Genomic DNA, 12,425 nt, shown 5'->3' on the forward strand with positions numbered 1-12,425 from the left:
GGCCTCTTGGTTTATTGGGCGATTTTTAACAAATGGGCAAGCTCGTGGAAAGGCGTGTACTTTTCTTCATTATCAGTTGAATAAACGATCCTAGTTTCGAACAAAGATTCTTCGGCGGCGTTATTACGTTCCAAAACGAATTTCGGAAAGTGTTTTTTGAACAGTTTTGCCGTATTGAAGGCATCGTCGAGCGCGTTATGCTGTTTCCCGATAAAGGGGAGATTTTCCGCTTTCAAGGACTTTTTCAGACCCATCCTCTGGCCAATATCGGCCCCGTTCAAACGGGTGTAGGACAACTGGATATCATTGTAATTCCTTATCCAACCCAAGTCCATTTTTTTGGCGCTGCATTCGCGTACCAATTGATATTTATCGTCCGGTCCCCAGGAGCAAAGGTAATAATCCTCGCCTAACCAGGCCTTGAAGTTTTCTATTGCTTCTTTAAACAGCGGGGCATCATCTATGTTGGACTGCGTGACCCCGGTAAATTCCGTCGTCAGCTTGGAAATTTTGGGGCTTCGTGAAGGCTGCACGTAAGTGTGGTATAAATCGGTCATGTTCAGTTTGCCATGCTCATCGGCTCTAAGCTCAATCGCCCCGATCTCAATCGTTTCCGCCGTATGCCTTTGCGAGCGGAGTACCGTGAACTCCAGGTCAAATACGATGTATTTCATCATTATCGGCTCCTTTATGTATTGGCTTACTGCTAGTGTAAAGGAGGTTAGGTGACAGGGGGGTGTCACGAATGAATGTTCGATTTAGAGGCAATATAAAATTTTTGCTTAAACGTTTAAATAATAAATTATTGATTATGGAGGAATACGTCATGGAAATCGAGCAGCCGGCATATTTTTATCATTTTTTAGAACCTATATCTAAAGAGCTTGCCCTCGTGGCACGTGAACTTGAGAACAGTATTTTTAACAGTCCGCGTACGATGCTTACTCATGCCAGAACTTTTGTTGAAAATATACTTAAGAAGGTGATTCAGGCGGAGAAGCTACCTGAGAATCAGCGAATCGGATTTTTAGAGAAAATTGATTTGCTGAATAATAATGAATTGCTCCCACCGGACATTCGAAACGATCTCCATTTTGTTCGCAAACTTGGGAATGAAGCAGCGCATAATGCTCGGATGTTCAGGTATTCTGAAGCGTTGTCTTCTTGGGAATCCATTTACCGAATAGTGAAATGGTATGTTGAAGTGTATGGACCAGTAAGTTTGGATATCCCTAATTATCAAGATCCATCGACACAGATAAATCCAGCCTATGGAATCGTTGAAATTCAGGAGCGGCTAAAAGCTGTTGAGGAGTTACTTGTCTCATCTCTACAAAAAACAAAGGAGGAGTCTGAAAGCCGAGTGCCAGAGGAGGTTGCTGCAACAATCTCAGTTCCTGAATCAATAACGCCCGGCTTAACAACGATTCGAACAATTACATACCATGATCAACATGTGGAGATTCCATACTTTCTACGTGATGCATTCTTGCTGCCTCAGCGTTTTGAGAAATCGGAAACATTTCTTGTCCGTTTGGGAGCGGAACAACAGGCACGAATCATGAGCGAGCTGCCCAACCATTTGGAAGGATTGCACCGATACGTCAAACGTTTTAATGATAAGCATGAAGAAATATTCTTTGAAGAGTTGAAGCAATATATTAAAGAAGAAAAAATCCGTAGAAAACTGATGATGGAGCGCCCTGGGGAACTGTTCTTTTTCTTTAAAGAGGACTATATTGTTGTCACGGAAGAATTATCAAAAATACCACTTAATACAGACGAATTCACTGGATTCCCTAATCTGTTAAAACAGCTGAATGAAGATCACATGACGAGAGTTGAACATTTGCCTAAGGAACTTGTCATTCTTGCAAAATATAATAACGTGGGGAGCAGTACGGTAGAAAAGCTGTTCAGACAGTTGAAGGAGAAGCAGAAAGAGAATAACAATAAATAGAGGATTTTCTCAAAAACACGTTTCCGAGCGAAGCGTGTTTTATATTTGTGAGGAGAGGAACGGAGTATGAAAAAAGCAATACTCAACTGGATGGGAGGTGGAGTATAGAACGTATATTCGCTGACCATATACAGTCACTTTGGAAAGGTATCATTGTAAGCAAAGTGCCTTTAACGCATTATTAAGAAAGGAGCGTAAATGTGGTATCTTATTACTATGAGAAACTAGGGAATTCTCCCTAAAACCAATGAAAGCTACGGGTGAAATAAACAATGAAGCGAATAGCCGAATACAGCGCAGGAACTGTAAAACAATCGTTCTGGTTTTCCGAATTTCGCAAGGTGGTTCACCTGTTGGATCAAGAAATGACAATAACGGATATTAAGGCATTGAATAAGGAACAGAATATTTTTGCGGCTCCAACTCAGGAAAGAGCTACGCAAATTATGAATACCATAGCCACACGGGTAGCCAGTTTAGACGCTTCCATTTATCCTTTGTTCGAGCAGAGTGATGTGTCAACCCAGAAGCTGATTGCTTTGGTAGCTATTATGCAGACAGATCGATTGTTTTTTGAATTTGTTTATGAGGTCGTTCGGGAGAAGATGATTGTCGGAAGCCATGAACTGGCAGACAGCGATATTCGGATTTTCTTTAAGGAGAAACAACTCCAAAGCGACAAAGTGGCTGCTTGGACGGAATATACGTTGAAACGTCTAGGAAGGTGCTACAAGACGATGCTGATGGAAGCCGGTTTGACGGATCGAGCTCCCGGGAGCAGAGCAATACTTAAACCCATTCTGGACCCTGAATTGGAAGCATGGTTGCGAAAACATGGCATGGACCTGATGATAAACGCACTGACAGGAGTGAGATAATGGCAAGTCTTCAGGAACGGCTGGAACAAGCAGAGGAGATTATTAAACAACCGAGCTTTCGCCAGAATAAAGGCCTGGGTAATGAAGTCGGCTACTACGTATTTGATTATCCGGCAGAGCAGGAAATGGTGATTAGAGAATGGACCCGGTATATGGAGGCGAAATATTCAAAGTCTTACCATGACTTTGAACTGTTGGTATTTGATTTGTATGACATCATTATCGACACCTTGGAGCAGGAAGATTTCATGGAAGATTGCTTTCGGTTCGAGAAAAAGAAAGGGATGGAGCGGATCGTGGAGTCCGTTGGGCGATTGCTTCAAATCAGCGATGACGCAAGCGTGATTGTTCAACATATCCGGGAACGAACCCCGCAGAACGCGGTTGTTTTCCTGACCGGGGTCGGAAAATGCTATCCACTGCTCCGTTCCCACAAAGTACTGAACAACCTGCACCAGTCCGTGGATCACGTGCCGGTGGTCATGTTTTTCCCGGGAACCTATGATGGGCAGGAACTTGTACTTTTCTCGGAAATCAAGGATGACAATTATTATCGAGCGTTCAGGCTCGTGGAATGACAGGGAGAGGTAAACAATGAAGATACAGGACATGTTTATCAGGGAAATCGACAGGGATATTAAAGGGGTTATCAAAGTCGGACAAGGCGATGAGGCCAACGTCAAGCAGGAGCTGGATGAATACGTCGTTACGAGGGAATTGCAGAAGCATTTTGCTGATTTTTTTGCCAGTTACAAAAAAGGGATCAACGGTTACACGGACAAAATGGGGGTCTGGATCTCCGGTTTCTTCGGGAGCGGTAAATCTCATTTCCTGAAAATTCTTTCCTATTTGCTTGAAAATCGTGAGGTCGAAGGTAAGAAAGCGCTGGATTATTTTATCGATGACCGTAAAATCACGGATCCGATGGTCCTGGCAGACATGAAACTCGCTACCAGTGTTACGACGGATGTTGTCCTATTCAATATTGACTCCAAGAGCGAAATGTCGGGAAAGCAGTCCAAGGATGCGATTGTCTCCGTCTTTTTGAAGGTATTTAATGAAATGCAGGGATTTTGCGGATCGATTCCGATTCTGGCAGATCTGGAGCGACAATTAGTTGAAGTTGGACGTTACGATGAATTCAAGCGTTTGTTTGAAGCGGACTATGGCAAGCCGTGGGAAACCTCCCGCCACAAGTTTGACTTCATTCAGGATAGCATTGTCGATGTATTGGTCCAGATGAACTTCATGAGCGAAGCAGCGGCGCGTAACTGGTGTGAGAGAGCGGTCGAACCTTACAATATCAGCATTGATGATTTTGCTCGTCTCGTAAAGGAATACATCGAGCGCCGGGGCAACAACCATCATATTGTTTTTCTAGTCGACGAAATCGGGCAATACATTGGCGATGATTCCAAATTGATGCTGAATTTGCAAACTGTAACAGAAGATTTGGGGACAGCTTGCAAAGGGAAAGTCTGGATCGTCGTCACCAGCCAGCAGGATATCGACTCGATAACGAAGACGAAAGGCAATGACTTCTCCAAAATCCAGGGCCGGTTTGATACCCGTCTGTCCTTGTCGTCCGCGAATGTCGATGAAGTGATCAAGAAGAGAATATTGGAGAAAAACACGACTGCTGATCAAACCCTAAAATTGCTCTACGAACAAAAATCAACCATTATCAAAAATTTGATTGTGTTCAATGATGGGGTTGAGAAAAAACTTTATACCGATAAAGAGGATTTTTCGACCGTTTACCCGTTTATTCCCTATCAATTTAACCTGCTAGGGAGCGTGCTCACTTCGATTCGGACTCACGGCGCTTCGGGCAAACACCTTGCTGAGGGGGAGCGCTCGATGATCGCCTTGTTCAAGGAATCCGCGATGAGATTGATGGAACGGGCGGAAGGGACGCTTGTCCCGTTTAACCTGTTCTATGATGCCCTGCATCAATTCCTTGACCATAGCCATAAGGGCGTCATCAGCAAAGCTATGGATAATGAAATCATTAATCCGGACAAGGTTGAAGAGTGTTTTGCGGTCAATGTATTGAAGACCCTGTTTATGATTAAATATGTCAAGGAAATTACGGCTAACATCGATAACATCACCAGCTTGATGATTTCCGATATCGATACGGACAGAATTGTGTTGAAGGCGCAAGTAGAGGAAGCGTTGAAAGTTTTGTCCAGCCAGACTCTCATTCAGAAAAACGGTGAAATTTACGTATTTCTGACGGATGAAGAGCAGGAAATCAACAAGGAAATTGACCATTTGAATGTGGAAATGTCGGAAGTCATTGGCAAGGTGTCGGAACTGGTGTTTGAAGATATTTTCAAGGAAAATAAATACCGCTATCCCGCTTTTAACGGCAGGTACAACTTTGCCTTCAATCAAGTGATTGATGACCGGCCTTACAAAGCGAATCAGAACCATGATATCGGGGTTCGGATTCTTACGCCAAACTCTGATTTCGGCGATGATGAAACGACACTTCGCATCATGTCCGGTCAACAAAAAGAAGTTCTTGTCGTGTTGCCAAACGATTCCGCTTTCCTGGATGAAACTCGTCGTGCCCTGCAAATTGAGAAATATTTGCGGTTGAATACGACTAGCGCCTTGCCTAAATTTGACCAAATCAAGGAAGCAAAGAGAGATGAAATGCGGAAACGGAACGAAAATGCTAAGTTATTCCTGACAGAGGCTCTGAAGCAGGCGGATATTTATGTCAATGGGGATAAGTCCCAGATCGGTTCCAAGGAAGTCTCCTCCCGGATTAATGAAGCGTTGGGACGACTTGTGAATACCGTCTACCATAAACTGTCGTATATCGATACAGCCATGAGCGAAGCCAACATACGCGCTTTGTTTAAAAGCACTGATCAGATGGCTCTGTCCCTGGAGAATGGTACGGAGCCCAACCAGCATGCGTTGAATGATATGCTTAGTTATATATCCACCAATTCTTCGATGCACATGAAGACGTCGATGAAGAGCTTGATGGATCGCTTTATGAAAGCTCCATACGGCTTTGTGGAAGATGATGTCGAATGGCTTGTGGCTAAATTGTTCAAGAATGGCGATATATCCTTTACGGTCAACGGTTCCAACGTGACCTTGTTTAATAAGTCGGATGAGGAGATTGTTCGTTATATTACGAAGCGGGAGTATGTTGAGAAGCTGCTGACCGAAAAGCGGGAAAAGCCGGATGAGCGTCTAAAGAAGTCGGTTCGTGAAGTGATGAAAGAGCTGTTCGGTACTTCGGGTAGCCATGAAGATGACGATGCCCTAATGCGCGGTTTCCAAACGTACAGCCGCAATTTGCTGAATGAACTGGACAAGTATGAAATTATGTACCAGGCGAAATCTTTTCCTGGCCGAAACGTGGTTGCTCAAGGTAAGAACTTGCTGCGTTCGATTTTGCAAATGGAATTCCAGTTGGAGTTTTATAAGAAAATCCATGCCGAACGGGAAGAATTGCTCGATTTTGCGGAAGACTTTGAACCCGTTAAATTGTTCTTTGGCGGTGAACAAAAGGCAATTTATGAGAAGGCATTGAACCTGATAAGCATTTATGACCAAAGTAAAACGTTCATTGTTCATGAACAAGTAGAACAAGTGGTATCTGATATAAAAGCCATTTTGAGAAAAGAAGCCCCATACGGAGATATTCCAAAGCTTCCGGAATTGCTGGATCGTTTTACCGAGCTGTACGCCGGGTTATTGGAAGAGATGGTTGTTCCCGTGAAAGCGGCGATTGATGATGCGCGCGAGAGAGTATTCGAAGTGTTGGAGACGAAGGAATACAAAGAGCAGTTTATGTCGCGTTTCCTCATGTTGTTTAAGGAAATTTCCGAAAAAGCAGAAACCTGCAACAATGTGGCGACCTTGCAAAATATCAAAATCGAAGCGGATGCCTTGAAGGTGAGGTTGCTTAATGAACTGGCTCGTAAAGATGAATTGATCGCCCTTGACCGAGTTAAGGAACAACAAGCGAAACTGGTTGTGGACCAATCCGAAGGGCATACTATTCCAAAACCTGTTCCGGAGCCAAAGCTGAAGAAAAGAAAGAACATCAGCATTAAATCGGTCAGTCTCTCCGCCTCCTGGCAAATTGAATCGCCGCAGGATGTCGAGAAGTACGTGGCGGAACTAAAACAGCGGATCTTAAAAGAATTGGAAGAGAACACGATTGTAAATATTGAGTTTTAAAAGGAGCAGCATGTAATGAACAAGACAGCCATCAAGAACTTTGCGATCTGGGCCCGCAAAAAGCTGATCACGGATATTTCCTATAAAGCCGGATTGCTGGGGATTACGGACAAGGAAATAAAACCTCCGTTGCCCCAATCTACCCGCGATGTCGAGTTTTATGATATAGGCACAAAGGAACCTTACTCGATCAGCGGCATAGAAATTGAGCAGCGCAGAAAATTGGCCGAGGTCATTCAAGAGAGAATGGAGCGGTCTGATTATAAGTCCGCCTATAACCATGTGGTTGAAGAAGTGGCTTATACCTGGTTCAACCGTTTGATTGCGGTTCGTTTTATGGAGGTAAACGATTATCTTCCGTCACGGGTACGCGTGCTCTCGTCGGACAGCAACGGCAAAACCGAACCGGATCTAGTCACTTCACCGTTTGATGCGGATTTGGAGTTTAGCCAGGACGAAAAGGAACAGATCATCAAGCTGAAAAACAACAATGAACTGGACAAACTGTTTCAAATGCTGTTTATCAAGCAGTGTAATGCCTTGAACGCCATCCTGCCTGAATTATTTGAGCAAACGAGCGACTATACCGAGCTGCTGCTCAACGTGTCCTTCACGGATCAAGAAGGCATTGTCTATCATCTGGTGAATGATATCCCCGAGAGTGACTTCGACGTGAAAGAGGAAGGTCAGATTGAAATCATCGGGTGGTTGTATCAGTATTACAACACGGAACTTAAAGACGAAACCTTTGCCCTGCTCAAAAAGAATGTCAAGATCACGAAAGAGCGAATTCCTGCAGCGACTCAATTGTTTACCCCGGATTGGGTCGTGCGTTATATGGTTGAAAACAGTCTCGGCCGCCTCTGGTTGGAGGGCCATCCCAATGATGAGCTCCGCGCCGGATGGAAGTATTATTTAGACGAAGCGGAGCAAGAGCAAGAGGTGCAGGCACAGCTGGAAGCGATTCGGGAGCAATATAAAACGATCAAACCGGAAGAGATCAAAGTGATCGACCCTTGTATGGGGAGCGGGCATATCCTGGTCTATGCTTTTGATGTATTGATGCAAATCTATGAGAGCTATGGCTACAGCCAGCGCGATGCGGCCAAGAGTATTCTTGAACATAACCTTTATGGTCTCGACATCGACAAACGTGCATATCAGCTGGCTTATTTTGCCGTCATGATGAAAGCCAGACAATACAACCGGCGGATCCTGAACGGTGAAACGAAGTGCCATCTCTATGCGATCCAGGAAAGCAACGGAATCAACCGGGAACAGTTGAACTACTTCGGTGTAGGAATGGATGAATCCGATCGAAACATGGCTTTGCATCAAATGGAGTACCTGCTCGATACAATGCATGATGCGAAAGAGTATGGATCCATTTTGATCATTGATGAACTGAAATGGGACTTGTTGGAGGAGTTTGTTGAACGGGCTTATTTGGATGGTCAAGTGACAGCCGATACAGTTGATTTGGATATTACGCAGGTACATTTAAGACAACTGTTACAGATTGCTGCCGCTATGGCGCAAAAGTATGACGTGGTGGTAACGAACCCGCCGTATATGGGAAATATGCCTGAAAAGATGACAAGTTATGTAAGAAAACACTATCCAATAAGTAAGTACGACCTTTATTCAGTATTTATGGAACGCAGTCTTTCCTTGTTATCCTCCGATAGATACTTAGGGATGATTACTCAACAAGCTTGGATGTTTCTGTCAAGTTTTGAACAATTAAGAGAGAAGTTATTAATGTATTCTTTGATTAACATGATTCATTTAGGTTCAAGAGCATTTGAGGAAATAAGTGGAGAGGTAGTGCAGACAACATCATTTATTATTCTTAGTAGCTTCAATTCAAGATTTAAGGGGAAATATATTAATTTAACTAGCTATACGTCACAACCCGAGAAGGAAAAAGCATTTGTAGAAAATAAAAACACCTTTGTCTGTGAACAAAGTAAATATAAACTCATACCGGGACTGAATATTGCTTATTGGATTAGCCCCAGTACTTTCAATTTATTTACTCAGAATTGCTTGTCAGACTACACAGTAATTAAGTCTGGTATAGTAACGGGGAATAATGACCTACTCTTAAAACTATGGCACGAGATTCCAATAAACCATATTGGTTTTAATCATAAATACTTTGTTGATAATTCAGATATTCAATGGGTTCCTATGCACAAGGGGGGAGGATTTCGTAAGCACTATGGAAATCATTACTACGTAATGAATCTACATGATCTCTGGGAACCCGGAAAGACAACTCAAGCAGTACGTCGGGGAGATACAAATTTTTATTTTAAACAGGGCTTGACATGGTCAACATTAGCTAATAATTTGTCAGTTAGATTAAGCCCTGAAGGATTTGTTTTCGATACAAAAGGGTCTATGTGTTTTGTTAACGATGAGAAATTATTGTTTTATTTAATTGCACTTTTAAATAGCTCTGTTACTGCATATTTCATGAAGTTTCTATCGCCAACATTAGACTTTAATCAAGGTGCTATGGGGAAAACCCCAATTCTTCTGGACGATGCATATATGGATAAAATAAATCAACTTACTCAGTGGAATATTAATCAAACCAAAATAGACTGGGATGCATATGAAACTAGTTGGGATTTTAATACTCACCCTTTCATTAAGTATAATACTGAAATAAATAAACTATCTATTATTTTTGGTATTTGGGATAATTTTACAGGTAATCAATTCAATCAATTAAAGTCCAACGAAGAAGAACTCAACCGCATCTTCATTGAAATTTACGGCTTGCAGGACGAACTCACGCCCGAAGTTGAAGACAAAGAAGTCACCATCCGCAAAGCTGATCTCGGTCGCGATATACGTTCCTTCCTCTCCTATGCCGTCGGTTGCATGTTCGGCCGTTACAGCCTGGATGTGGATGGACTAGCCTATGCAGGCGGGGAGTGGGATAGCAGCAAATACAAGACCTTCATCCCGGATAAGGATAATGTGATACCTATTACGGATGAGGAGTATTTTGAGGATGATATTGTAGGTCTGTTCTGTGCCTTTCTCAAGAAGACGTTTGGAGAAGAGACGCTGGAGGAAAATCTCGATTTTATTGCCAAAGCGCTTGGAAACAAAGGCAACACATCTCGGGAGGTGATTCGGAACTACTTCCTGAAGGACTTCTTCAAGGATCACTGCAAAATTTATCAGAAGCGGCCGATCTATTGGCTGTTTGATAGCGGGAAAGCGGATGGCTTCAAAGCACTGGTGTACATGCATCGGTATAATGCCGATACGATCGGGAATCTGCGGATTGACTATTTGCACCGGATGCAGCGGGTTTACGACAGTGAAATTGCCCGGATGCAGGAGACAATCGACAACAGCGGGAATGCCCGTGAGGTTGCAGCGGCAACGAAACGGAAAGAAAAGCTGACCAAGCAGTTGAAGGAAACGAAAGAATACGATGAGAAAATTGCTCACCTGGCGCTTGCCCGGATTGAAATCGATTTGGATGACGGGGTCAAAGTAAATTACGAGAAAGTGCAAACGGCAGGGGATGGCAAGAAATACGAAATTTTGGCAAAGATCTAGTTACTATAGCTCTAATCCGACAGGAGGACGCCAACTTTTATCGAATGTATTAAGTACAAGGTTCGGTTGAGGGAGGTGTTCCGATGAGTGTCGCATTAGAGCTTTTAAAGAGAAATAATGAATACCCGATTGTGTTTATCGGTTCCGGCATGTCGAGGCGATATCTTCAATCCTTTCCAGGATGGGAGGAATTGCTCAAACAATTCTGGGACCAATTAAACACAGGCAAAGATTTCTACGGATTCTTGAGTACACTGAAAAGACATCTGTCAGAAACAACCTCGGATACGGAATATGATGTGGATTTCCTGACGAATATTCAAGCCGGATCGGAGATTGAAGACCGGTTTAACGAAAAGTTCTTTTATCAGGAAATAGAAATTCCAGGATTTGATACCGAGAAAGCCTACAAATTTGATATCTCGCCATTTAAAATGGCCATTGCCCATCAATTTTCATCCTACCAGGTAAAGAGCGGGATGGAAGAGGAGTATGCGTCCTTCCAAACCTTCTTGAATAAAACACAAATTGTCATTACAACAAACTATGATACCTTTATTGAGGATTCTGTTAATTCGGTTAATCCCCTTGGTATGAAAAAATATATCGGCCAAAAGGGTTTTTTTGAATCCACCTATGGATGGGCCGAAATTTATAAAATCCATGGTTGTGCAACAAATCCGAAATCGATCGTAATTTCTAAAGCGGATTATGAGCAGTTTTCGAAAAATTCCATTCTCATCAGCGCCAAGATTATTTCTTTGCTCCTGCATTCGCCAATTATTTTCTTTGGCTATTCGTTAACCGACGGGAATGTACGGAAGATATTGCGGGACTTCTCTTCGTCGCTGTCGAAAGAAGAGCTTAAACGATTAGCTTCCAAAATTATCATTGTGGAATGGGAGAAGGGTCAGGCGGGGATTGTCGAACAGACCTTTTTTGATAAGGATTTAGGTTGTGAGTACACGGTACTTCGAACCGATAACTATAAACTTCTGTATGAAATTCTGTCCGAGATTGATCAAGGGATCCATCCTTCGGAAGTGCGGAAATACCAACATGTTATTAAGCAGCTGATCCTTGATCGAGGCAAAAAGGGAAGTCTAAACACGCTCTTGGTTTCACCTGAAGAATTGGAAGATATCGAGAAGCGAATTGGTGATGAAAAACTGGTTGTTGCGTTAGGAGATACCACCTATATCTTTCAAATGCCCGACCTTCTCACTTATTTATTTGATTATTTCTTTGGCGGCCGTTCCATTCATACGGATATTGCGCTTCGCTTTATTGCGAGTCAGAACAGCAATTCACGGATTCCGTTTATTAAATATGTTGAGGGGATTGATCTGGATAAAACCAATCTTCACCCCGTTGAAATCGAGAAGATTAACCAAAGAATAGCGAAATTTACCGGTCCGCAAATTTGTTTGGATTCAATTAATCCATCCAACCGGATCAAGGCAGATTCGTTAACGGAAATTTTGGAACAACAACTGAAGCCGGATAAAGAATACGATCTTATTGCTTATAATGCGCTGAAGTTGGACAAGCAGGAAGTAGGGGCGTATTTGAAAGAGAAGTTGGAGAAATTTAAGGCTGATGGGATTAGAAGTGTGTCGACTTCGATGCGGAGATTGCTTACGATTTACGACTTTATTGAAAATAAATAGAGACTGACGCCGAACCCACGGAGTGGATTGCCATCAGCCTCTTGAAGCCTTATTAGTATTATCATTTTACCACGAATGTATGATAAAGACAACAACTAACTTAACGGAGCAGAG

The 12,425-nt window shown here is 42.9% G+C and carries 7 protein-coding genes; 6 read left to right on the plus strand and 1 reads right to left on the minus strand.

The features are described from left to right. Nucleotides 1-11: 11 nt before the first annotated feature. Nucleotides 12-677, minus strand: a complete 666-nt coding sequence (locus ACSFXJ_RS05150) for an exonuclease domain-containing protein (RefSeq protein ID WP_435924140.1) — start codon at nt 675-677, stop codon at nt 12-14. 149 nt (nt 678-826) lie between these two features. On the opposite strand from ACSFXJ_RS05150, the gene ACSFXJ_RS05155 reads away from it, so the two are divergent. From ACSFXJ_RS05155 to ACSFXJ_RS05180, 6 genes are all read left to right on the plus strand, one after another. Next, nucleotides 827-1,960, plus strand: a complete 1,134-nt coding sequence (locus ACSFXJ_RS05155) for a DUF4145 domain-containing protein (RefSeq protein ID WP_435924141.1) — start codon at nt 827-829, stop codon at nt 1,958-1,960. 272 nt (nt 1,961-2,232) lie between these two features. After that, complete coding sequence (locus tag ACSFXJ_RS05160; RefSeq protein WP_435924142.1) at nt 2,233-2,838, plus strand: DUF1819 family protein; 606 nt, start codon at nt 2,233-2,235, stop codon at nt 2,836-2,838. Further along, the gene (locus ACSFXJ_RS05165) at nt 2,838-3,416 is read left to right on the plus strand and encodes a DUF1788 domain-containing protein (protein WP_148456429.1); all 579 of its coding nucleotides are present in this window, start codon (nt 2,838-2,840) and stop codon (nt 3,414-3,416) included. The genes ACSFXJ_RS05160 and ACSFXJ_RS05165 overlap by 1 nt, the downstream gene beginning before the upstream one ends. 16 nt (nt 3,417-3,432) lie before the next feature. Further along, nucleotides 3,433-7,053: a BREX system P-loop protein BrxC gene (gene brxC / locus ACSFXJ_RS05170; RefSeq protein ID WP_435924143.1), complete on the plus strand. Its 3,621-nt coding sequence runs from the start codon at nt 3,433-3,435 to the stop codon at nt 7,051-7,053. 15 nt (nt 7,054-7,068) lie between these two features. After that, nucleotides 7,069-10,641, plus strand: a complete 3,573-nt coding sequence (pglX, locus tag ACSFXJ_RS05175) for a BREX-1 system adenine-specific DNA-methyltransferase PglX (protein WP_435924144.1) — start codon at nt 7,069-7,071, stop codon at nt 10,639-10,641. Nucleotides 10,642-10,724: 83 nt separating this feature from the next. Next, nucleotides 10,725-12,311, plus strand: a complete 1,587-nt coding sequence (locus ACSFXJ_RS05180; protein WP_435924145.1) for an SIR2 family protein — start codon at nt 10,725-10,727, stop codon at nt 12,309-12,311. The last annotated feature ends 114 nt before the right edge of the window (nt 12,312-12,425 follow it).

The sequence above is a fragment of the Paenibacillus salivarius genome, from assembly GCF_051307165.1.
In the GTDB taxonomy this organism is placed as follows: domain Bacteria; phylum Bacillota; class Bacilli; order Paenibacillales; family Paenibacillaceae; genus Fontibacillus.

Coding starts and splice junctions, on each gene's coding strand:
- brxC (WP_435924143.1), top strand. CDS start 3,433: ATGAAGATACAGGACATGTTTATCAGGGAAATCGACAGGGATATTAAA.
- ACSFXJ_RS05160 (WP_435924142.1), top strand. CDS start 2,233: ATGAAGCGAATAGCCGAATACAGCGCAGGAACTGTAAAACAATCGTTC.
- ACSFXJ_RS05150 (WP_435924140.1), bottom strand. CDS start 677: ATGATGAAATACATCGTATTTGACCTGGAGTTCACGGTACTCCGCTCG.
- ACSFXJ_RS05165 (WP_148456429.1), top strand. CDS start 2,838: ATGGCAAGTCTTCAGGAACGGCTGGAACAAGCAGAGGAGATTATTAAA.
- ACSFXJ_RS05155 (WP_435924141.1), top strand. CDS start 827: ATGGAAATCGAGCAGCCGGCATATTTTTATCATTTTTTAGAACCTATA.
- ACSFXJ_RS05180 (WP_435924145.1), top strand. CDS start 10,725: ATGAGTGTCGCATTAGAGCTTTTAAAGAGAAATAATGAATACCCGATT.
- pglX (WP_435924144.1), top strand. CDS start 7,069: ATGAACAAGACAGCCATCAAGAACTTTGCGATCTGGGCCCGCAAAAAG.